Raw genomic sequence first — 24,198 nt, forward strand, 5'->3', positions numbered from 1 at the left:
ACGCATATGCACATAAAAACGAAATGTTTTTTATTGAATATGGTTAAAACGGGGGGTGTCTTTTATTGATCAGATGTAAAAAATGCAGGGATATGCTGTGGCCAACGCCAAGGTAAAATTGCAACCAAATCAAAGCGCACAGACAAAAGGGCATAATCTTTTTGCCGTGCGAGCCAAATATCGGCAGCTGCTTCAATTCGCCTTTCATTCATTCGGGAAACCGCTTCCATTGCTTCAGCCAACGTTGAACGTGCTTTAACTTCAACGATTAACACAAGATTTCCGCGTCGTGCAATTAAATCAATTTCCCCACATTTTGTTTTAAAACGCCTTTCGGCAATGTGAAACCCTTTGCAACGTAGCCACCAAGCTGCCAATTTTTCTGCACGTACCCCTCGATAAAAAGACTTTTGTCTGCGTTTTTTTTGCATCATTTTATGCATTTTTTAAAAAGATTAATCGCTGAAAAAGTTCCTGCTTTTTTAAACCGGTTTTTTTTGCAACAAAAGCTGCCGCTTGAGCAGCAGAATATGTCCGTGCGCGTTCTAGTAGCATTTCATCAATTTCTTGATCACTTATCACATTTAAAGAAGAAGATGATTCTCCTACAACTACAACAATTTCCCCACGAATATGTGCTTGTTTTCTGTAATTTTCCAACAAGTTCCCCAAATTGGAAACATCTACTGTTTCAAACTTTTTTGTTAATTCACGACAAATGGCAGCAGGTCGATCAGCCGAAAAAAGTGTGACCATATCCTGTAAAGTTTCAACAAGACGATGCGGTGATTCATAAAAAATCAAAGTTGCTGGAATCTCTTTTAATTGTTCCAACCGTTTTCGGCGTTGTAGCTTTCGTGCACTCAAAAAACCTGCAAAAAAAAAGCTATCAGTAGGAAGCCCTGTCGGTATAAGAGCGGCTAAAAGAGCGGATGCTCCAGGAATAGGAATGATTTTATGACCAGCTTTACGGGCCTCTTCCACCAATCGAAATCCGGGATCAGAAATAAGTGGTGTTCCGGCATCTGAAACAAGTGCTACTGTTTTGTTTTCTGCTAAAGCCGCTAAGAGCTTTGGACCCGCTTTTTGCGCATTATATTCATGATAGAGAAAAGTTTTTTTTTGAATACCGTAACGTTCTAACAAAACACGTGTTACTCGCGTATCCTCACACGCTAAAATATCAATTCCTGCAAGCACTTGCAAAGCACGAAGCGTAATATCTGCAAGATTTCCGATAGGTGTTGCCACAAGATAAAGCCCTGATTCTATAACGGGTGCAGAATAAGCATGCGCACCTATAAAATATGCTTTTTCACACATGCTCTTTTCTTTTCATTAAATTCTCCTCACCACAAGATTTTTATCCATACTCATAAGCCATTTTGGCTTATTTTTTACCAGCACATTTTTTATCATTACAAAGGCTTACCTTACTCGAATAATCGATTACACTACAATAAGATAATTTCATATTTAACGTCTTAATTTAACATTATTATCTATTTTGGTCCGCATTATTTTTTCCAGTAAAACAAATTCCAAATGTAACCAATATTCTATCAGCCCCATGATTTTCTATAAAGTTTTTCCTTCGAGAACCAAAAAACAATTTTACCCATGTTATCATCTCATGCTTGGTTATGCTCTTTTAAAAGCTAAGCTTTTTAGATTATTTTCATAATGCCGATTTTTCAAATATTCTATTGATATCCAAACTGTTTTTCTGAGCAAATATAAACAGCCTCTTTTGAAGCACAAACAGTTAACTGGCAGCTGACTGTATTGTTATTGATTAAATATAAGCTCTTATCAGCAAAATACTTTATTTTTTCATATTCTCTATAGCTTTAACAGTATAATGAGTACCTTAGAAACGTTTAAGGCTAATTTTTATCTTAAAGATTTGATTTGTAATGGAAAATTTATTATTTTGCCTATTAATGAGGAGCTTTAAATATCGTAACATTATCTCAGCTCTTCTTATAGTCATTAATCAAAATTATTTTCGTGCATCTTGAAACTTTCTCAAAGCAAAGATTATCGCATCATTGGGGATCGCAGAGAAAATGATGCTGCTAGCTTGTACTTTTTATTTCGTAAATATAGAACTGTTCGTTCACAGGAGTGTGTTATACCTTTTTCGGATAGTGTCGCGAAATAATTGTTTGATATGAGAGCTATCTCTTAAAAACAAGCCCATGATTGAACAACACAAGTCTGCTTTAATTTTGGATACCTTATTTTTTTGAAGGATATGCTCCTATAAAAAAACTTAAGTAATAAAAGCGGGGACAATACGTTATCTCTTCTTTTTAGAGGATATTGTGATGCTTTTGAAAGTTTTAAAACCAAATGGACAGATGATAGTAAAGAGGAAAACAGGTTTTTTCCTTTCAGGTTTCATATTCTTGCTAAATGAAACTGTATTTTCGTTTCAGAGATTACTCAAATAGAATATGCAATATTTTTGCTCTAGCTACAAAATCTGGAACGGCGTGCAGAGCTTTCATTCATCTTAATCTTTCTTTTAAATATACCACTATGTTCAATTTGGATGTTGATTTACAAGCAACAGCGAAAGCACAAGCTTTATAAACAAACAACTCTATAAAACGCGTCATAGAGTGGTTATGAAAGCTATTTTGGTTTTTATCAGATGTTTTGCTAATAGCGATAGTCTCCATGGCTTGGTATCTGCTTATTCTTACGGTATTTGCATACATTCATTGCAGTATATTGGTAAAGGGCAGTATATTGGTAAAGGTTAGATGCAAGGCGATTATCTTTAATGCAAAAATAAAAGGTTAATGTAAGATTTTTTCGTGTCATTATCATTAGAAACATAAAAAGGGCTTGAGCAAGCATGCTCTTTATCTCTTTATCTCGCAATGTTTTTTCTACATTTGTTTGTGGTTTTCTTGAGTGAGCATTACTTGCCAAGTGTAGGAGAAAAAATAAACTTGAAGTGTACCTCCGTAGGTTTTGCTCTTGGCTAGTTAAAACGATTGATGTTTCTTATGAGATGGCTAAAAGCATTTTGGATCATGTGGGAGAGGGGGTAAAGTAGAACGGGCTTATTTTCTTTCAGATTTTCGAGAACCGCGGTTTTTCCTTTATTGCAGAATTTTCAAGAATATATTCATTATTGTTTTGTTATTTAGATAAAAAAATTTTGATAAAAATATGTTATGTTTTTCTATTGAAAAAAGTCATGCGGTGAAGAGAGTATATTATATGAGAATAGAGTTCTTTTTACATTGTGAAAGAACGTATGAAGGAAGGTGATTGATAGATTTCTGATCTGGGAAATATTTTTATTCAATGTGTTTTGTATATTTCAATTTTAGGAAAATGAACAATGATTACATATTGGGATAGAAGGGGCCCTCATTACCTTGCGGACAGATCCAAGTGATATTTTGGTTTGGATCTTTGATATCGCATGTTTTACAATGTATGCAATTTGAAGCGTTGATCATATAAGTCAGATGATCATTATCCTCTAGCCACTCGTAGACAGCGGCGGGACAATAGCGTGTAGAGGGTCCTCCATAGATCGTATATTCAGAGTCTTTTTGTTTTTTTAATGAGGCTATTTTTAAATGACAAGGTTGATTTTCTTCATGATGCGTATTGGAAAGGGCAACACTTGAAAGGCGATCAAAGGTTACAACGCCATCTGGTTTTGGGTAAGAAATGGGTTGAAATTTTTCTGCTGGTTCAAGGCATGCATAATCTTCCTTTCCATGGGAGAGTGTTTTAAATAAGGAAAATCCGAACAGTTGTTGCCACCACATATCAAAACCAGCAAGTTTAATTCCATATTTTGTCCCATATTTTGCCCAAAGCGGTTTGGCATTTCGCACTTTATAAAGATCTTTTCCAATGAGCCCTTTTCGCCATTGTTCTTCGATTTCTTTAACCTCATCATGGGCACGCCCTTGTGCAAGAGCGGTAGCAATTTTATCGGCAGCTAATATGCCAGATAAGATGGCATTGTGTGATCCTTTGATACGAGGAACATTGACAAATCCAGCAGAGCAGCCAATAAGCGCCCCACCAGGAAAGGTGAGTTTTGGTACAGATTGCCAACCTCCTTCGCTGATAACACGTGCACCATAGGAAAGACGCTTTGCGCCTTTAAAGATTTTATAGAATTTTGGATGTGTTTTAAAACGTTGAAATTCTTCAAAGGGAGAAAGGTAAGGATTTTTGTAATCTAAGTGCACAACAAAACCGACAGAAATGATATTGTTTTCTTGGTGATAAATAAAGCCACCGCCACCGGTATTATTGTCTAAGGGCCAACCAGTGAAATGTTGTACTAAACCGCGTTGGTGTTTGTTGGGGGCAATTTCCCAGAGCTCCTTGAGACCAAGACCAAATTTTTGTGGTTCTCGATTTTTGCTAAGATTAAAATGTTGTATCAGTTGTTTTGCAATTGAGCCGCGTGCTCCTTCCGCAATCAGAGTATATTTTGCCAATAAAGCCATCCCAGGCATATAATTTTTTCCAGGGGTTCCATCTTTGTTAAGCCCCATATCTCCGGTGAGAACACCAATAATAGCTCCGTTATCTTTTTGGATGATGGGTTCTGTTGCTGCAAAACCAGGATAGATTTCAACACCCAACGCTTCAGCTTTTTTGCTTAGCCAGCGGCAGACGCTCCCAAGCGAAACGATATAACATCCGTTATTTGATAAGATTTTAGGGTGCAAAATATTGGGAAATACTGTGGACTTTTGAGGCTTTAGAAAAAAAAATTGGTCCTGTGTGACAGGGGTTGTGAAGGGATGGTCGTTATCATTTCGCCATTCTGGTAAGAGTGTATCGATACCAATGGGGTCAACAACTGCGCCAGAGAGAATATGTGCACCAACTTCGGTCCCTTTTTCAACAATTGTGACAGAAAGCTCAGGATTAATTTGTTTAAAACGAATTGCGGCAGAAAGCCCTGCAGGTCCTGCTCCGACAATGACTATATCAAACTCCATACTTTCACGTTGGTCATGCAGAGGTGCTTTCATGGCTTATAAAGCTTTCTCCAATTCTGGAATAATTTGGTGGAGATCACCTACAAGGGTGTAATCGGCAATTTGCATGATGGGAGCTTCTTCATCTTTATTAATGGCAACAATAATTTGTGCATCCATTATACCGGCTACATGCTGGATTGCACCGGAAATGCCAACGGCGATATAGAGTTCAGGGGCAACGACTTTTCCTGTTTGTCCAATTTGCCAATCATTGGGAGCATAGCCTGCATCCACTGCTGCGCGGCTGGCACCTAAAGCAGCATTTAATTTGTTTGCAAGAGGAAGAAGCAGGGCCATAAATTTCTCTTGAGAACCAAGACCACGCCCGCCTGATATAATAACACGTGCTGAGGTGAGCTCAGGACGATCACTTTTGTTTGTCTCTGCTTTTACGAAAGAAGAAAGATTTGGATTGGGAGCTGGTGTTATTGTTTTAATGGGAGCAGAATTATTTTGGGAAGGCGTTGGGGTGAAAGAAGCGGTGCGAACTGTTATAATCTTTTTATAATCATTGGTGCGTACAGTTTCAAATGCATTGCCTGCATAAATTGGTCGTTTGAAGGTATTGGGTGAAAGAATGGCGGTAATATCTGAAATTTGCATAAGATCAAGAAGAGCTGCTACGCGCGGCATCACATTTTTCCCAGTACTGCTGGATGCTGCCATGATCACATCATAATCATTTGCTAACGTGAGGATTGTATCTGCCATAGGCTCGGCAAGTTGATGGGCTAAATAGTCTGCTTTTGCAATAAGAACTTGCCGCACACCATTAAGTTTAGCACTATTTTCCGCTATCGTTTGAATTTTTTCTCCGCAAACCAGAATATCGATATCATTACTGAGTACGCGTGCAGCGGTGAGTGCTTTTGCTGTTTCTTCTGTATTATGATCGGCCAATAAAAGAATTGCCATAAGTTTTTGCCCTTTTATGTGAGTGTTGCTTTTACTCTAGTGGTGAGAATATTAAATGCAGTTCTTCTGTTTTAAGGCTCTAACAAGTTCTACTACATTTGCCACTTTTATACCGGATTGACGGGGTTTTGGCTCTTCAACGCTTAAAATTGTTAAGCGTGCTTTCGTATCGACGCCAAGATCAGTAAGAGATTTTTGTTCAATGATTTTCTTTTTTGCTTTCATGATATTGGGGAGAGAGGTGTAACGCGGTTCATTGAGCCGTAGATCGGCGGTCATAACAATGGGAAGGGGAAGACAAAGGGTTTGTGTTCCATTATCAACTTCACGAGTAACTGTAGCATGCCCATTTTCTATGTTAAGATGTGAGGCAAAAGTTGCTTGTCCCCACCCAAGAAGAGCAGCGAGCATTTGTCCTGTTTGGTTGCTATCGTCATCAATTGCTTGTTTTCCTAAAAAGACCATATTAGGTTTTTCTTCATCAACAATGGTTTTGAGAACCTTAGCAATTGCTAAGGGTTCAAGTGTTTGATCCGTTGTGACAAGAAGTGCGCGATCAGCTCCCATTGCAAGTCCTGTTCGTAGAGTTTCTTTGGCTGCTTCTGGGCCAATTGAAACAAGAAGAACTTCTGAAATTTTACCGGATTCTTTTTGGCGAATGGCCTCCTCCACGGCTATCTCATCAAAAGGATTCATAGACATTTTTACGTGAGACAGATCAACGCCTGTATTATCAGGTTTGACGCGTATCTTGATGTTATAATCAACAACACGTTTGACAGCGACAATTATCTTCATAATGATCCTCTTTGTTTGTACGTCATAAGTTTATAGCAATACTCATAAGAAACCAAATTGTTTAGAATGAAGTCTCAATTTATAACTTGTGTTCTCTTTCATATAAGCTTTTTTTACGTTTACTTGTACTTTCTCGTCGTCATTTTCAATCTTCATATTTTTGCATTGCCATAATTGCCCTATTTGCTTGAATAAAAAGTAAAAAAATCAATTTGTCTTGTGAGAATATTTTTTTAGTTCCTTATGCTTTGTTTATGATGGTGCAATAGGTCCTTTATGCAATGAAAAATTAAGTAAAAAAGATAAAAATGGGGGAATGATTTTTCTCTTCAAATCTTGAATACAGAAAAATTAAAGATCTTTCTTTCAAATATTTTAGATAAAGATTGGGGAAAATATTTCTAACAAAAAAGTTTTTGGGAGTTCTTAAAGCTCTATTTACTAAAATAGAGCACACTTTCTTATCATTTGTTGCGATTCTTTTCAAAAAGGTTAATGAGGGGTAGGCGTTTGTGAATACGAAGGGTCATACGATCGGCCAGGCGACCAAACAGGTTAGGAACGATAAAGTCTTTTCTTTTGTTGAACAGAAAGAGAGCATGGATACTTCTGTAGAAGTAACGATGTCGGATATTGCTCAAAAATTACGCACCGTTTATGCGCAAATGCAAATGAAGCATTCGCCTCGTTCTTTAATGCAGCAGAGTTCGGTAGAAGAGCATTTTAAATCTTACTTAGATGATATTAGTCGGGCCATTTTGGCTGAACATTATATACGTCGTCAAAGAGAAAAAAAGCTTTTCCAGTCTTTAGAGCAGATTAAAACAATTGTTCAAAGTTTGCAGAGTGAAAAAAAAAGCTTAGAAGAAGCAGCGGTAACACGACGGGTGTCTCGTTCAAAATCACCTGATTCTGTTGTACAAAAACTTGCTCACATGGAATGTGAGGGAAATCAAGAACGCTTATTACTTCAAAAGGTGCAAAATTTTTCGAAAGAAAACAGCATAATTTCACTCCAAACAAATGTTGAAAATACGGTGCAGCAAGAAGATAGAAGCCCTTTGCCCAGTGATGCTCTGAAATCTTCTTTTAAAAAGGTTGAGGGGGTAGTGGAGCATGCTGTGATAGAAGAAAAAGGTATGATGGGTGCTCAGGCATCTAATCATTGTATTGAGAATGATTTTTCTTCTTTAAGGACGCAGTCTCGGGAACATGTGTCGTTTTTATCTTATTTGCTAAAAAAAGGTGTTCTTTGTTTTTTAACCGTTGCATTTATGGTAGCGATAACGTTATGTTTTTATAGCTTTTTAAAAGGAGCTCGTTTTTTTTAATTTTTATGATGTTGATGTTAATAGATGTGAAATGTATTGCGCATTCGTGTTTGTGCGGAAGCTATAGCAACTAAAATTATCCTTTTAAACACGCAACAGAGATTATTGGAAAAGAGGATAATTGGAGAAGGATTCTCTAATTGTAAAAAAAACCTCAAATTATCTTGAAGGTTCTGTAAGTGAGTATTTATTTACCAATTGCTGAAATGTCACTCAATATGCTGATCTTGATTGGTATGGGAGTCATTGCTGGTTTTTTTTCAGGACTTTTTGGAATCGGTGGTGGGTTTCTCATCACGCCGTTATTGATTTTTTATAATATTCCTCCTGCTATTGCTGTTGGAACAGGTGCTAACCAGATGATTGCGTCATCTGTAACAGGAGCAATTACACATTTTAGAAGACGTACGCTCGATATTAAACTTGGTATTCTTTTGGCGATTGGAGGAGGGATTGGTTCTTTAATCGGGATTCAGGTTTTCTCTGTTTTGAAAAAGTTAGGTCAATTAGACTTAATGATTTCGCTTCTTTATGTGATTCTTCTTGGAAGTGTAGGAAGCTTGATGATCGTTGAAAGTTGGTATGATATGATGCGCAAGCGTAAGGCAGGAAAAGCCAATATTCGTCTTGCTGGTCGACATAATTGGATTCATCGCTTACCCTTAAAAATGCGTTTTCGGACATCTATGATATATGTTAGCATTATTCCAGTTTTAGGGATTGGTCTCATTGTGGGGTTGTTGTCTTCTATTATGGGAATTGGTGGGGGGTTCTTTATGATACCAGCATTGATTTATCTTCTGCGTGTTCCAACCAGTGTGGTGATTGGGACTTCACTTTTTCAGATTACATTTGTGTCTTCTTTCACGACAGTTTTGCAAAGTATGACTAATCAGTCCGTTGATATTGTCTTGGCTTTTTTGTTAATGCTTGGAGGAAGTATTGGTGCGCAATATGGAACACGGGTTGGACGGAAGTTAAAGGCTGAACAATTGCGTATGGCACTTGCATTTTTAGTGTTGATTGTGTGTATGCGTCTTGCTTTTCAATTATTTATACGCCCTGATAATCTTTTCTCTCTGGATATTCTTATGAGATAAAAATGGGTAGATTATTTTCTTTATACATCATTACAGGTTGCTTTTGTTTTATTTCTTTTTCTACATGGTCACATGTTGGGACGCCAGCTACATTCATTGATCAAGTTGACCACGAAACTGTCCAAATTATTGTAACAACGAATACGATTACTGTGGATGCAAATTTTGCTGGTCGTGATCTTTATATTGCTGGTGTTTTGGAAAATATTGATCCGTTATATTCTCGACAGAACCGTTATGATATTGTTGTAAGCTTGGAGGGACAAGATCGGACAATGGTGATGCGAGAAAAAAAACGCAATGCCGGTGTATGGGTCAATACAGATTCTCTTATTTTTAAAAAGGTTCCTCTTTTTTACTCTATGGTCACAACACGTGAAATTGACGATATTACGAGCATTGAAGATTATAAACGCTTAGGGTTAGGATTACTCTATTTGCCATTGCAGACGGATGAACAAGATCAGAAAAAAATACAAATCTTTCGCGATGAACTTATAAAATTGCAAAAAGCTAAAAGCCTTTATTATGAGGAAGTGGGTGGGGTTCGTTTTGGTTCTGACACACTTTTCACAGCGCATTTTCGTTTGCCAGCAAATATCCCGGTTGGACATTATAAAGTTCGTGCTTATCTTTTTCGTGATGGACAGTTTATTGATAGTGCAACAACGACTCTTGAAATTGTTAAAGCACATATCACCTATACAATTTTTTATGCAGCGCACAAGTATCGTTTTTTATATGGTATTGTTGCAGTGATTATTGCTATTACTACAGGATTTTTGTGTCGTTTGATTTTTCGAAAAGATTAACGCAAGGAAAATGTTAAGGCTTTTATTTTTTATGAAAAATTCGTAAGATAAGAAAAATAGGCACAACAACAATAGCTCCTGTCATAGTTATATGGAAGAAATTTGTAAGCGTTATAAATCCTGCTTCCCATAGTGATTGAAAAAAATCGACTATTTTTTGTATGAGGTTTCGAGGTGTCCATCCCAAAAAATTCATTACGATACCAATGAAGAATGAAAGGATAAGCAATTTTAGACTAACGCGGCTTGATTTTTCTCCAAGAAACGCATGAAAAGAATCTAATAATTTTTTTTTTCGCTTCATTTTAATATACTTTCAAAGATCGTGTTTTTTATTGTATTATCATGGTACAGCGATGTTATTATCATAAAGGAAAAACATTTTTTTATTTTTTCTTACTTTTTTGAGTTTATCACCTTAGTCTGGTTAACGGTGCTGGTTTTTGAAATATACACATGTTTTATTGCATTTTTTGCGATATTTTCATGGCCCTTTTTTATTAAATAAAGGGATATCCTTTCGTTTCTGAGAATTTGTAGAGAAATTTTATAACGTTTCGATATTTCACATCAGAGTGAGAGTTCTAGTATATTGAAGATTTTGTAACGAACTTATTATTGTCGTGTATAGAAATAATATTTCAAGACAGTTTACTTAAAAAAAGACTATCTATTCTAATAAGGGTGTGCTTATATAAGTATTATATTTAGATATTTCAACCTTGGTGCATTGAAAAGATCTTTTTTTCTGAAAAAATGTAAGCAATGATAAGCAATGAATTGAGTGTTGTTAAAGGAGCAAAGATATTAAAAATACGATGTTGAAAAAAGTTTTGTTATGTATATCCGCGTGAGGGAATGTAAGAGGTTTGTGGTGCCCGTGCTCCTTTTATTTGGAAATAAGATATAATTAGAAGCCGTTATTTAGTGGGGAATTATGGAAAAATTCAAAATTCCTCTTGCAGAAGGGGTAGAGGTGTTTCATGTTAGCCGATGGGTGAATTTTTCTGTTTTGTTAAAATATCAAATTATTATTAGGGTTCTTCGTTATTAAGGCGCTTGAGTTAACAGGGGAGAGCCCTTTGATGGCATAAAAACGCTAGAAGAAAGAAGTGACAAGCTTGCCTGATAATAGAGAAGAAGTCTTTGTCTTATCGCGTTCAATGGTAGACGTTGTAATATTATCAATAGATTTGTGATGGGTTATGTCATTCATCATATATTAAATTGCTTTTCGGTGCATATTGGGGGCTTGTTAAGTATGGACAGGAGAAAAGGTTGGAAAGTGGTGCTGTTTGAAAGTTTTAATACTTTGTTTTAGGGGCCTATGGATCGTCTAACCTTATGATTAAGCATGTTCTTGTTGCGTGGGAAATTTATATAATAAACTTTATTTAAAAGGAAAAGTTATGAACTTGAAGAAAAAAATATTGAAAGGGAGCAGCTTTCTTGTTTCTGCTTTTATTGCACTGGGGGTAGTTGGACAACAGGTTTTAGCAAAAACACCGGCTGATACCCTTGTGATGGCTTGGAATCTTGATGCAATCAGTACGTTTGATCCTGCGCAGCTCAATGATGTTTATGGAAGTGAAATTGTTCGCAATGTTTGTGATAACTTGGTGAGTACTGCGACAGATGATCCTGCTAAAATGGTTCCTGCTTTAGCAACGCATTGGGATGTTTCAGGTGATGATCACAGTACGATGATTACTTTTCATTTGCGTGATGGTTTGAAGTTTAATAATGGCAGATCAGCCAATGCCAATGATCTTGTTTGGGGTATGAAGCGGGTTGTCAAATTGAAGATGGGTAATGCGGCAATTTTTAATGAATATGGAATTGTAGAACAAAATGTTGATGATGCTTTGCAAGCTCCTGATAAGAAAACAGTTGTGATGAAATTTGATAAACCTTATCCAGCAGAACTTATTCTTAATAATATTGTTGCAAGTCCTGCAACAGCTTTGCTTGATCGTAACGCGATTATGAAACACGAAAAAGATGGTGATTTGGGAAATCAGTATTTGAAGAGTCATGCTGCTTGTGTTGGTCCTTATCAGTTAAAAAGTTGGCGCCCTGGAGAAGCTCTTTTGTTGCGTGCAAGCTCTCACTATTGGGGACAAGAGCCTAAACTGAAGCAGATTTTAATTCGCCATGTTGCAGAGCCCGGAACACAACGCTTGTTGTTGCAAAAACATGATATTGATGTTGCTCGTAATTTGACACCTGAAGATCTTGCAGATCTGCAAAAAACAACAGATGTTAAAATCAAGGAAGTGTTAGAACCATCCATGATGTACTGGGGATTCAATATGACAAATCCCATTTTTGCTAAGGAAAAAGTACGCTTGGCGATGCGTTATCTTATAGATTATGAAGGTCTTGGCAAGAAGCTTCTTAAAGGGATTGGTGTTCCACGGGCCAGTTTTATTCCTCTTGGTAATCTTGGAGCTTTGGATGAAAAAGAGGGGCAACCCTTTAAGCTTGATATTCAAAAAGCAAAACAGCTTTTAGCAGAGGCCGGTTATCCGAACGGATTTGAAGCAAATTTTATTGTCTCAAATGCTCCTTATACTTTGTTACTTGCTCAGTCACTTCAAGATAGTGCTGCACAGGCGGGCGTGCGTCTTAAAATTGAACGTGTAGCAGGTACACAGTTGTTTTCAAAAGTGAATGCACGGGCTTTTGATACGGCTTTTATCGGATGGAATAATGATTCTGCGGATCCTCATACAATGGCTTCACGTCTTGTTTATAATCCAGATAATCGGCTTGAGGCAAAAAATACAGCCTATCCTAGTTGGCAGCATGGGTATTTTGATGCCAAAATGAATAAAAAAGTTGAAGAGGCGTTGTTTCAAAAAGATCCGCAAAAACGGGCACAAATATATGCTGATTTACAACGTGAACTTATGCAAAAAGGACCTTATGCGTTTATCTATCAGAAATATACTGTTATTGCGATGACGCCTGATGTCAAAAAGTGGGTTTGGAATAGTGCGCCACATATTTTTTATAGTAAAATTGAAAAATAAGAGTGTCTTCAATGCTGTTCAATAGATAAAGGGCATCGTCATGATATATTCGGCGTATTGTATAAATTTTCAAGTTTTGCAATGCGTCGAAGATCATAGGTAATGCGTGATATATTGTTGAATGTCTTTTCAAGACATTCGTTTAAAGATATTTTTCATTCTCATTAGAGGTGTATTTAAGTGGATGTTAAGATCGATATTTCAATTTCTCTGAATTAGAAAGTGGTCAATTTATTTGTTAAAAAACTGAGTATAACATAAAGAAACTAAGTGTAACAAATATCGCGGAATTTAGTGGTGCTAAAGGTGCAAAGGTTTTGCTGTGTTGAAGGAAAGTTTTGTTATGGGTGGGTACACAAGGGATATCAGTTTTTTATAGTGTTCATATTTTCTTTTGCTTTGAAAGATGATGAGATGTCATTTGGAGGGTGTTATTTTACGGGGAGTGATGAAAAAATTAAATTTTCTTTTGAAGAAGGAATAAAAGTCGTTGCACTTGGCAAACTGACAAATTTTCCTGTTTTATCAAATCGTCAAATTATTATGAAGGCTCTTTGTTATTAAGGTACTTGAGCCAAAAGGGGTAGTGCTTTGATGGTATAGAACACGCCGGAAGAAATACGAGACAAGCTTGCTTAACAAGATAGAAAAAATACAGGTTTTATAGTCTTCAATAGTAGGCGTTATGATATCGTGAATAAGCTCTGTTGTTGGTGAGCGTTCATTGTATATCAGAGTGTTTTCCTTTGTATGTTTTAGTTTGGCTTATAAGTGTAGACAGGAGGAGTCATTGACAAGAGGTGCTTGTTCTTGAAGGTTTTAAAGTTTGATCTTTAGGAGCCTATCGTTCGTCTAAACTTAATTATTAAGCACGTTTTGCTGCATGGGGAATTTATACAATAAACGTTAAAAGGAAAATTCTATGAACGTGAAAGGTTCTATGAACGTGAAAAGAAAAATATTGAAAAAGGGCGGTTCTTTTATTTCTGCTGTTCTTGCAATGGGGATGTTTGTGCAACAAGTTTCAGCAAAAACACCTGCCGATACGCTTGTGATGGCTTGGAATCTCGATCCAATAAGTACATTTGACCCTGCACAACTCAATGACCGTTATGGAATTGAATTGGTTAACAATATTTGTGATAATTTAGTCGTTTCTGCTACAGATGATGCTACTAAAATGGTTCCCTCGTTAGCGAAGAGTTGGGATGTTTCAAGTGATGATCAGAGTACGGTGATTACTTTTCATTTGCGTGATGGTTTGAAGTTCAACGATGGTCGTCCTGCGAATGCCAATGATCTTGTTTGGGGTATGAAGCGGGTTGTCAAATTGAAATTGTCTAATGCGGCAACATTTAATGAATATGGAATTACAGAACAAAACGTTGATGAGGCTTTTCAAGCACCGGATGACAAATCGGTGGTGATGAAATTTGATAAACCTTATCCAGCAGAGCTCATTCTTAGCAATATTTCCACTAATCGCACTGCTGCCTTGCTGGATCGTGAGACACTCATGAAAAACGAACAAGATGGTGATATGGGAAACCGGTATTTGGCAAGTCATTCTGCTTGTGTTGGTCCTTATCAGCTAGAGAGTTGGCGTCCTGGAGAAGGGATTTTGTTGCGTGCAAGCTCCAATTATTGGGGGGAGGTGCCTAAATTAAAGAAGATTTTAATTCGCCATGTTGCGGAACCTGGAACGCAACGTTTATTATTGGAAAAACACGATATCGATGTTGCACGTAATCTGATGCCAGAGGATTTGGCAGATCTTCAAGCAACAACGGATATTAAAGTTGAAAAAGTGTTGGCGCCCTCCATGATCATATGGGGGTTTAATACGACGAACCCTATTTTTGCCAATGAAAAAGTGCGTTTAGCGATGCGCTATCTTATTGACTATGAAGGACTCGGTAAGACTCTTCTCAAAGATGTTGGTATTCCACGTGCAAGTTTTATTCCTCTTGGTAATCTTGGGGCTTTGGATGAAAAAGAAGGACAACCCTTTAAACTTGATCTCCCAAAAGCAAAGCAACTTTTAACAGAGGCAGGTTATCCTGATGGTTTTGAGGCCAGTATTTTTGCCGGTGCCTCTCCTTATCCTTTTGCTTTGCCTATTGCTCAGTCTCTCCAAGACAATGCAAAAAAGGTGGGGGTACGTTTTAAAATTGAACGTTTCGTAGGCACGCAGTTATTTTCAAAATTTTATGCGCGTGGTTTTGATACGATTTTTTTCGGATGGAATAATGGCTCTGCGGATCCCCATACAATGGCTTCACGTCTTATTTACAATCCTGATAATCGGTTTGAGGCTAAAAATACAGGCTATGCGAGTTGGTGCCATGGGTATTTGGATGAAACTATGAATCAAAAGGTTCAAGATGCGTTGTTTCAAAAAGATCCAAAAAAACGGTCGCAAATGTATGCTGATTTGCAACGTGAATTTATGCAGAAAGGACCTTATGCTTTTATCTATCAGACATATGTTTCTGTAGCGATGACACCTGATGTCAAAAAATGGGTTTGGAATAGTGCACCACGTATTTTTTATAGTGCAATTGAAAAATAAGAAGGATCAGGTTTATAAAATATAAAAAACATGATCATGATATATTTGATGTATTGCAAAGCTCTTTAACACTTTGCAATACGTTGAATTTTATCGGGAATGGATTTCTATGTTGTGTAGAGAATTTTATTTCAAAACATTCTATTGGGAAGAAAGGTTATTTATCTCGATAAATTCTACGTGTATAGATATTAATATTTTATATTTCAATTTATGTGTATAAAAAAGTAATAAATTTGTTTGTTGCAAAAGACAGGTGTAACGAATAAAGCAAAATTTAGTGTTTCTGAAAAAATGGGGGACTTTAAAATGTTTTAGTGAAAAAAACTATTTTATGCAGATACGTGGGGAAACATCACGCTACTCTTCTTATACCTCAGTACACTCCTTATGACTTAAAATATGATAATCTATAGGTTCGAAGCTGTTATTTGATACGGAGTTATAATAAAGTTCGAATTTTCTTCTGAAAAAGGGTGAAAGTGGTTACTAAAAAATTTATTCAGAATCATCAAAATATTAAATTGTCTTGAGGTTTTTGAAGCAATTAGAGTAGCGCTTTGATGATACTTTTTAGAAAATAGCAAGAAGAAACTTGAAGAAGAAATCTTTTTGATGAAGCAAAGAAGAATTTTGGCCTGATATGCTCTGAATTGTAAGTGCCGTGATGTCGCGTGCTATCGTGCGTGATAGCTTTATTTTAATCAGATCGTTTTGCGTTGCATATGTTCATTTGTCCTATACGTGTTCGGGGGGATGAGCTTTTGAAAAGTGGTTGCTGCTCTTGGAAGTTTTGATGTTTTACCTCTAGGAGGCGTGTTTTCTAAGCATGATCTTATCATTTTTGCATGTTGTCACATGGGGAAGTTATATAATAACCTTAAATCTTAAAAGGAAAATTCTATGAACGTGAAAAGAAAAATATTGAAAAATGGCAGTTCTTTTGTTTCTGCTGTTCTTGCAATGGGGATGTTTGTGCAACAAGTTTCAGCGAAAACACCTGCTGATACGCTTGTGATGGCTTGGAATCTTGATACAATAAGTACATTTGATCCCGCACAAATCAATGATCGTTATGGTAATGAAGTTCTTGTCAATGTTTGTGATAATTTAGTCGTTTCTGCTACAGATGATGCTGCTAAAATGGTTCCTTCGTTAGCAAAGAGTTGGGATGTTTCAAGTGATGATCAGAGTACTGTGATTACTTTTCATTTGCGTGATGGTTTGAAGTTCAACGATGGTCGTCCTGCGAATGCTAATGATCTGATTTGGAGCATGAAGCGGGTTGTTCAATTGAAGATGGCTACTGCGGCGACATTTAATGAATATGGGATTACAGAACAAAACGTTGATGAGGCTTTTCAAGCACCGGATGACAAAACGGTGGTGATGAAATTTGATAAACCTTATCCAGCAGAGCTTATTCTTAGCCATTTTGCCACTAGTCGTACTCTTGCTTTGCTTGATCGTGAGACACTCATGAAACACGAAAAAAATGGTGATATGGGAAACCGTTATTTGGCAAGTCATTCTGCTTGTGTTGGTCCTTATCAGCTAGAGAGTTGGCGTCCTGGAGAAGGGATTTTGTTGCGTGCAAGCTCCAATTATTGGGGGGAGGCGCCTAAATTGAAGAAGATTTTAATTCGCCATGTTGCGGAACCTGGAACACAACGTTTATTGTTGCAAAAACACGATATCGATGTTGCACGTAATCTGATGCCAGAGGATTTGGCAGATCTCCAAGCAACAACGGATATTAAAGTTGAAAGAGTGTTAGAGCCATCCGTGATCATATGGGGGTTCAATGTGACAAATCCAATTTTTGCCAATGAAAAAGTACGTTTAGCGATGCGCTATCTTATTGACTATGAAGGACTCGGTAAGACTCTTCTCAAAGATGTTGGTATTCCACGTGCAAGTTTTATTCCTCTTGGTAATCTTGGGGCTTTGGATGAAAAAGAAGGACAACCCTTTAAACTTGATCTCCCAAAAGCAAAGCAACTTTTAACAGAGGCAGGTTATCCTGATGGTTTTGAGGCCAGTATTTTTGCTGGTGCCTCTCCTTATCCTTTTGCTTTGCCTATTGCTCAGTCCCTCCAAGACAATGCAAAAAAGGTGGGGGTGCGTTTTAAAATTGAACGTTTCGTAGGCACGCAGTTATTTTCAAAACTATCTGCACGTACTTTTGATACGATTTTTTTCGGATGGAATAATGATTCTGCGGATCCCCATACAATGGCTTCACGTCTTATTTACAATCCTGATAATCGGTTTGAGGCTAAAAATACAGGCTATGCGAGTTGGTGCCATGGGTATTTGGATGAAACTATGAATCAAAAGGTTCAAGATGCGTTGTTTCAAAAAGATCCAAAAAAACGGGCGCAAATGTATGCTGATTTGCAACGTGAATTTATGCAGAAAGGACCTTATGCTTTTATCTATCAGACGTATCACACGATAGCGATGACACCTGATGTTAAAAAATGGGTTTGGAATAGTGCACCACGTATTTTTTATAGTGCAATTGAAAAATAAGAAGGATCAGGTTTATAAAATATAAAAAACATGATCATGATATATTTGATGTATTGCAAAGCTCTTTAACACTTTGCAATACGTTGAATTTTATCGGGAATGGATTTCTATGTTGTGTAGAGAATTTTATTTCAGGAATTCTTATGAAAGATGTGTTTGTGTGAATGTTAAGATTGAATATTTAAACTTCTATTGATACAATTTTCGAATAAAATAATGACTTTAGATATCCCCATAAAACGGCTTCAAGTTTTTTTACAACCCTGATAATCGATTTGAAATTAAAAATATAAACTACTCTAGCCGGTGTTATGGGTATTTTGATGAAGCTATAAATCAAAAGTTTAAAGATGTATTGTTTCAAAAAGATTCACAGAAACGGGCGTAAAGAATTGAAAAATGGTAAGTTTGTTTAGTGAAAAAACAGGTGTAACAAATGTGGCAGAATTCACTGTTTCCGAAATAGCAGGGGCCCTAAAGCGTGTTGTTGAAGAAAAGTTTGGTTATGTACGGGTACGTGGGGAGATATCAGGTTACCGTGGTACTCATGCTTCGGGACATGCTTATTTTGCTTTAAAAGATGATAAGGCACGGTTGGAAGCTGTTATTTGGCGTGGAATGATGGAAAAGCTCAAATTTCCTCCTGAAGAAGGGATGGAAGTGATTGCTGTTGGTAAACTTACGACGTATCCAGGATCATCGAAATATCAAATTGTCATTGAGGCTCTTGAACCAACAGGGATTGGTGCTTTGATGACACTCCTTGAAAATCGTAAGAAAAAGTTTTTAGAAGAAGGCTTGTTTGATGAAGCTAAGAAAAAAACTTTGCCTTATATGCCTCGAATTATAGGCGTTGTAACATCACCAACAGGTGCTGTTATTCGTGATATTATTCATCGTATATCCGATCGTTTTCCGTTGCATATTTTGGTTTGGCCTGTACGTGTTCAGGGGGAAACAAGTGGGAAAGAAGTGGCTGTTGCTGTTGAAGGTTTTAATGCGTTGCCTTTAGGAGGAGTTGTTCCTAAGCCTGATCTTATTATTGTTGCACGGGGAGGGGGAAGTTTAGAAGATTTGTGGGGGTTTAATGACGAAGCTGTTGTTCGTGCTGTTTATGAATCTTCTCTTCCTGTTATTTCTGCTGTTGGGCATGAAACGGACTGGACCTTGATTGATTATGTGGCTGATTGGCGTGCTCCAACTCCCACCGCCGCAGCAGAACGGGCTGTTCCTGTTAAGCTTGATCTTGAGGTGCTGGTGGCATCGCTTGGTGCACGTTTGCGCAAGGGACTAGCGCGTTATTTGGATTTTTATCGACAAAAATTGCGAGCTACTCTACGAGCTCTTCCGACTGCCGATCAACTTTTTGCTCTACCACGGCGTGGTTTGGATGAAACTTCAAGTCGATTGCAGCGTGCTCTTTGTGTGAGCTACGATAAAAAACGTTTTTCTTTTCATGCACTTGGTGTGCGTCTTTCACCGCGTTTGTTAAATAGTGAAAAAGCACAACGCAATACAAAGGAATATACGGCACGTCTTCAGCGTGCTTTTGTGCGTAGTGTGGAAAAACAACGTGCTGGGTTAGAGGTAGTATCTAGGCTTTTAAAAAGCACTTCATATCAGAATATTTTGGAGCGCGGTTTTGTTTTGGCTTTGGGGAAAGAGAATAAGCCCATTAAACGCTTGGCTCAGTTTCCAGAAACGGGGCACATAAATTTACGTTTTTTTGATGGAGATATCAGTGTTGCAACACAAGAGCCTATTTCCGCTAAACGTTCAAAACACAAGCAAATAAAGTCGCCTAGCGATGATCAAGGAATGCTCTTTTAATACGGGGGTTAATGCCATGCTTGCGGAAGGTCTTCTTAAGGGAGTGGATGGAAAAGTTCGTTGCGCATGGGCTGGAACGGATCCACTTTATTGTGCTTATCATGATACCGAATGGGGAAAGCCTATTTTTGAGAATATTCGTTTGTTTGAGAAAATTTGTCTTGAAGGTTTCCAAGCGGGACTTTCTTGGTTTACAATTTTAAAAAAACGCTTTTTTTTTCGCATTGCATTTGATCACTTTGACTTTGAAAAGATTGCTCATTATGATGAGCTAAAGGTGCAAATGTTAATGCAGAATAAAGACATTGTTCGCCATCAAGGAAAAATTCAATCAGTGCTTAATAACGCATTGAGAGCACAAGAAATTATAACAGAGTGGGGAAGTTTGTCCCACTATTTTTGGTCTTTTCAGCCACCACCATCAGAGCGTTATGAAAAAGTAGATTTTCAAACACTGTTGGCTAACCCTATGACACCTGCTTCTCTTCGTCTTTCTCAAGACTTGAAGAAACGTGGCTGGACATTCGTTGGTCCCACAATTTGTTATGCTTTTATGCAGTCCGTAGGGATTGTTAATGATCATCTTGAAGGATGTTTTTGTCGATAAATTGGCAAACTGTCTTTTGTAAGAGTAATGATCAATAGGATAATAATTGAATTATTTAATAAATGTATAGATTATACAATTCCACTGTATAAGATAATTGAAATATACAAACTATACAATATTAATGATTTTCTACTGTTGTTGGCACTAAAAACGATAAAGGTATAATTTTGAGGATGAAAAAACAGACGCCAAAAGGAGTGATACCTTAACTGTTATGTATCTGAAGTGAGATAATGGTAATATCTTGTATGTTTTAAAGAAACATTTAGTACACCAAAACCCATTTCGCGGTGGCGCCTGTGAATGGTACAACGGTAAATCCATTGAGCACCTCCATCTTTACGCTTATGAAGGAGCAAATCGGCACCATCACACACTTTACTAGCTCTCAATGTTGTGCAACAGTCTTTGGCATTTGTAATGGTTGAGAAGAGTTTTTTTTATTTCTGTTAATGACATGACCGTTATAATTAATGAATATTTTATTCATGCTTATTGACGAATGCAAAGTGGTTTTTAGATGGGGTGCTGTTGTTGCATTGTTTTTCTTTGCTTGTATGACTGTCGGTTTATTTATATGTAGGTCGATTGCTCAATGCTTACCTAGGTAATAAAAATAAAATACAGCGATGAAAAATTGAAGTTAAATGACTCAAGCTGCTTGTGTTGGGTTTTATTATCTGATAGCTTTCCTCTATTAGTAGAGTGATCTTGCCGCGTGTGCGCTCCAATTTTTTGGAAGATGATTAAGCTCATGCAGGCTTGTATCCACTACATTGCTTCGTTGAATCTCTGTATGTTTCCGCTGGAAACGAGAGTTCTGTTGCTGTATGTTGTTTTATGCTCTATTTTTATAGTGGCAAAGCAATGATGCACACTAAAGTTTAGAAGGGTTTATATTCGTTATGTCTTTAGGGGGGAAGCGTCTAATGAATTTTGTTTTTATCAATGGGGGAATGCATTTTAGTGTGTATTCTTTTATTGTAAGCTTTATTTTTCAAAAGATAAAGCGTGGAAGGAATGATTCTTCTCATTTTTCCTTTATCTTTGTTAACGCGTTTGGTTTTGTTGGTAAAAACGTAAAACTTTTGACACTTATTTTTCAAAAGATTAAGCAGCTTTTTGTGGGGGATAGCGTTTTAGAAAAGATATTTTCTTATGTCTTTCTGCTATTCCAGTGTCGTTTTTGTCATGTAGTAAAGATGCGCCGCATCTTGAAACTGAGTGTTTGAGGGGGATAACTATTTTTAAAGTTTGCATATTTTATTTTAAATATCGCCTAAAGGAATAGAATAATGAATTCATAAATTTTTGCGTAATGATTTTTTAAAGCTCACTATTTTTTGGGGCGATAAGGCTTATTGATGATTAATAGGGAACTGATATAGTGCATTATCATATGCAAAGAAAGGTTATGAAAAGAATGTAATACTGGTTAGTAAAACATATATTGTATGTTCGCTATGGTTTATTGAGACGTAAGTCAATGAATTTATCAAGTAGATGACTCTGTGTAGGTGATTAAAAATATAAGCGATTAGAACGTATTTATTCAATGTTATAATTATAAATTTGCTATATTATTTCAGCGTCATTAATTGATAAAAAATAAATAAAGGGAAAAGTTTATGAACTTGAAGAAAACAATATTGAAAAGTAGCAGCTCTCTTGTTGCTGCTCTTATGGCTTTGGGGGTAGTTGTACAACAGGTTTCAGCAAAAACACCGGCTAATACCCTTGTGATGGCTTGGAATCTTGATGCAATCAGTACGTTTGATCCCGCCCAAAGCAATGATGTTTATGCAAGTGAAATTATTTACAATATTTGTGATAACTTGGTGAGTACTGCGACAGATGATCCTGCTAAAATAGTTCCTGCTTTAGCAACGCATTGGGATGTTTCAGGTGATGATCACAGTACGGTGATTACTTTTCATTTGCGTGATGGTTTGAAGTTTAATGATGGCAGATCAGCCAATGCCAATGATCTTGTTTGGGGTATGAAGCGGATTGTCAAATTGAAGATGGGTAATGCGGCAATTTTTAATGAATATGGAATTACAGAACAAAATGTTGATGATGCTTTGCAAGCTCCTGATAAGAAAACAGTTGTGATGAAATTTGATAAGCCTTATCCAGCAGAGCTTATTCTTAATAATATTGTTGCGAGTCGTGCAACAGCTTTGCTTGATCGTAAGACGATTATGAAACACGAAAAAGATGGCGATTTTGGAAATCAGTATTTGAAGAGTCATGCTGCTTGTGTTGGTCCTTATCAGTTAAAAAGTTGGCGCCCTAGAGAAGCTCTTTTGTTGCGTGCAAGCTCTCACTATTGGGGACAAGCACCTAAACTGAAGCAGATTTTAATTCGCCATGTTGCAGAGCCCGGAACACAACGCTTGTTGTTGCAAAAACATGATATTGATGTTGCTCGTAATTTGACACCTGAAGATCTTGCAGATCTGCAAAAAACAACAGATGTTAAAGTTGAAAGAGTGTTAGTGCCAACTATGATGTACTGGGGATTCAATACGACGAATCCTATTTTTGCTAAGGAAAAAGTACGCTTGGCGATGCGTTATCTTATAGATTATGAAGGTCTAGGCAAGAAGCTTCTTAAAGGGATTGGTGTTCCACGGGCCAGTTTTATTCCTCTTGGTAATTTTGGGGCTTTAGATGAAAAAGAGGGGCAACCCTTTAAGCTTGATATTCAAAAAGCAAAACAGCTTTTAGCAGAGGCCGGTTATCCGAACGGATTTGAGGCAAATTTTATTGTCTCAAACACTCCTTATACTTTGTTACTTGCTCAATCACTTCAAGATAGTGCTGCACAGGCGGGCGTGCGTCTTAAAATTGAACGTGTAGCAGGTACACAGTTGTTTTCAAAAGTGAATGCACGGGCTTTTGATACGGCTTTTATCGGATGGAATAATGATTCTGTGGATCCTCATACAATGGCTTCACGTCTTATTTTCAATCCAGATAATCGGTTTGAGGCTAGAAATACAGCCTATCCTAGTTGGAAGCATGGGTATTTTGATGCCAAGATGAATCAAAAAGTTGAAGAGGCGCTGTTTCAAAAAGATCCGCAAAAACGGGCACAACTCTATGCTGATTTACAACGTGAACTTATGCAAAAAGGACCTTATGCGTTTATCTTTCAACAATATAGCGTTGTCGCGATGACGCCTGATGTCAAAAAGTGGGTTTGGAATAGTGCACCGCGTATTTTTTATAGTGCAATTGAAAAATAAGAGTGTCTTTTTAATGTTGTCAAAGCTAAAAAGAGCTTAATCATAATTGTATGATGAAAATATTCTCCCATATAAAAGCTCTTCAGTTTTTAAGGATGAAATTGTGAGGGATGTTTGTGCAGTAGCAGTATATAATTAAGATCGTTTATAGGGAGCGATAAATATAGAAAGTTATATTGGGGAGGATCTTTGTTTATAGTTATAGATTCTCTGCATCCAGAATATAGACTGATGTATAAGAAAATTATTTTATAGATGCTTAGTTTGATGAAATGAAATTGATGTCTAATGCTATGCTATTTAAAAGATGAAAGAGCAAAATCAAAATCACTTTGTGTGAAAAGGTAGAAGAATACAAAAGGAAGAG

Annotated in this window: 16 protein-coding genes and 1 pseudogene; 10 read left to right on the forward strand and 7 right to left on the reverse strand. The window is 37.0% G+C overall.

The features are described 5' to 3' along the window. Positions 1-62: 62 nt before the first annotated feature. The 5 genes from PVV63_RS03815 to PVV63_RS03835 all read right to left on the reverse strand — a co-directional run bounded on the left by PVV63_RS03815 (position 63) and on the right by PVV63_RS03835 (position 6,752). Positions 63-431 (reverse strand): YraN family protein, encoded by a 369-nt coding sequence (locus PVV63_RS03815; RefSeq protein WP_273790744.1) that lies wholly within the window; start codon positions 429-431, stop codon positions 63-65. A 4-nt stretch (positions 432-435) separates the two neighbouring features. Next, complete coding sequence (gene rsmI / locus PVV63_RS03820; RefSeq protein WP_273790716.1) at positions 436-1,323, reverse strand: 16S rRNA (cytidine(1402)-2'-O)-methyltransferase; 888 nt, start codon at positions 1,321-1,323, stop codon at positions 436-438. 2,042 nt (positions 1,324-3,365) lie between these two features. After that, positions 3,366-5,030, reverse strand: a complete 1,665-nt coding sequence (locus PVV63_RS03825; RefSeq protein WP_273790717.1) for an electron transfer flavoprotein-ubiquinone oxidoreductase — start codon at positions 5,028-5,030, stop codon at positions 3,366-3,368. A 3-nt stretch (positions 5,031-5,033) separates the two neighbouring features. After that, entirely contained in the window at positions 5,034-5,954 is a 921-nt protein-coding gene (locus PVV63_RS03830; RefSeq protein WP_273790718.1) for an electron transfer flavoprotein subunit alpha/FixB family protein, read from the reverse strand. Between the two features lie 51 nt (positions 5,955-6,005). Next, entirely contained in the window at positions 6,006-6,752 is a 747-nt protein-coding gene (locus PVV63_RS03835; RefSeq protein WP_273790719.1) for an electron transfer flavoprotein subunit beta/FixA family protein, read from the reverse strand. Positions 6,753-7,264: 512 nt separating this feature from the next. Here PVV63_RS03835 and PVV63_RS03840 point away from each other — a divergent pair. The 3 genes from PVV63_RS03840 to PVV63_RS03850 all read left to right on the forward strand — a co-directional run bounded on the left by PVV63_RS03840 (position 7,265) and on the right by PVV63_RS03850 (position 9,995). Beyond that, positions 7,265-8,083, forward strand: a complete 819-nt coding sequence (locus tag PVV63_RS03840; protein WP_273790720.1) for a hypothetical protein — start codon at positions 7,265-7,267, stop codon at positions 8,081-8,083. A 179-nt stretch (positions 8,084-8,262) separates the two neighbouring features. After that, entirely contained in the window at positions 8,263-9,183 is a 921-nt protein-coding gene (locus PVV63_RS03845; protein WP_273790721.1) for a sulfite exporter TauE/SafE family protein, read from the forward strand. 2 nt (positions 9,184-9,185) lie between these two features. Beyond that, positions 9,186-9,995 carry a TIGR02186 family protein gene (locus PVV63_RS03850; protein ID WP_273790722.1) on the forward strand — a complete coding sequence of 270 codons (810 nt, stop codon included), beginning with the start codon at positions 9,186-9,188 and terminating at the stop codon, positions 9,993-9,995. Positions 9,996-10,017: 22 nt separating this feature from the next. Here PVV63_RS03850 and PVV63_RS03855 read toward each other — a convergent pair whose 3' ends face one another. Further along, the gene (locus PVV63_RS03855; protein WP_273790723.1) at positions 10,018-10,299 is read right to left on the reverse strand and encodes a DUF6460 domain-containing protein; all 282 of its coding nucleotides are present in this window, start codon (positions 10,297-10,299) and stop codon (positions 10,018-10,020) included. A gap of 1,105 nt (positions 10,300-11,404) precedes the next feature. On the opposite strand from PVV63_RS03855, the gene PVV63_RS03860 reads away from it, so the two are divergent. The 6 genes from PVV63_RS03860 (at position 11,405) to PVV63_RS03885 (ending at position 20,574) form a co-directional block, all read left to right on the forward strand. Further along, positions 11,405-13,030: an ABC transporter substrate-binding protein gene (locus PVV63_RS03860; protein WP_273790724.1), complete on the forward strand. Its 1,626-nt coding sequence runs from the start codon at positions 11,405-11,407 to the stop codon at positions 13,028-13,030. A 414-nt stretch (positions 13,031-13,444) separates the two neighbouring features. Continuing rightward, a complete protein-coding gene (locus PVV63_RS03865) occupies positions 13,445-13,594 on the forward strand; it encodes a hypothetical protein (RefSeq protein ID WP_273790725.1) in 150 nt (49 codons plus the stop codon). A 376-nt stretch (positions 13,595-13,970) separates the two neighbouring features. Further along, positions 13,971-15,602: an ABC transporter substrate-binding protein gene (locus PVV63_RS03870; protein ID WP_273790745.1), complete on the forward strand. Its 1,632-nt coding sequence runs from the start codon at positions 13,971-13,973 to the stop codon at positions 15,600-15,602. Positions 15,603-16,505: 903 nt separating this feature from the next. Next, the gene (locus tag PVV63_RS03875; protein WP_273790726.1) at positions 16,506-18,137 is read left to right on the forward strand and encodes an ABC transporter substrate-binding protein; all 1,632 of its coding nucleotides are present in this window, start codon (positions 16,506-16,508) and stop codon (positions 18,135-18,137) included. 399 nt (positions 18,138-18,536) lie between these two features. Further along, positions 18,537-19,967, forward strand: a complete 1,431-nt coding sequence (gene xseA / locus PVV63_RS03880; RefSeq protein WP_273790727.1) for an exodeoxyribonuclease VII large subunit — start codon at positions 18,537-18,539, stop codon at positions 19,965-19,967. Continuing rightward, positions 19,945-20,574, forward strand: a complete 630-nt coding sequence (locus PVV63_RS03885; protein WP_273790728.1) for a DNA-3-methyladenine glycosylase I — start codon at positions 19,945-19,947, stop codon at positions 20,572-20,574. Before xseA ends, PVV63_RS03885 begins: the two co-directional genes overlap by 23 nt. 245 nt (positions 20,575-20,819) lie before the next feature. On the opposite strand, the pseudogene PVV63_RS03890 reads toward PVV63_RS03885, so the two are convergent. Further along, positions 20,820-20,999, reverse strand: a pseudogene (locus PVV63_RS03890) (integrase); the annotation flags it as partial. Positions 21,000-22,205: 1,206 nt separating this feature from the next. Here PVV63_RS03890 and PVV63_RS03895 point away from each other — a divergent pair. Next, the gene (locus tag PVV63_RS03895; protein ID WP_273790729.1) at positions 22,206-23,831 is read left to right on the forward strand and encodes an ABC transporter substrate-binding protein; all 1,626 of its coding nucleotides are present in this window, start codon (positions 22,206-22,208) and stop codon (positions 23,829-23,831) included. Positions 23,832-24,198 lie beyond the last annotated feature (367 nt).

Source organism: Bartonella sp. CM31XJBT (assembly GCF_028618555.1).
GTDB lineage: Bacteria > Pseudomonadota > Alphaproteobacteria > Rhizobiales > Rhizobiaceae > Bartonella.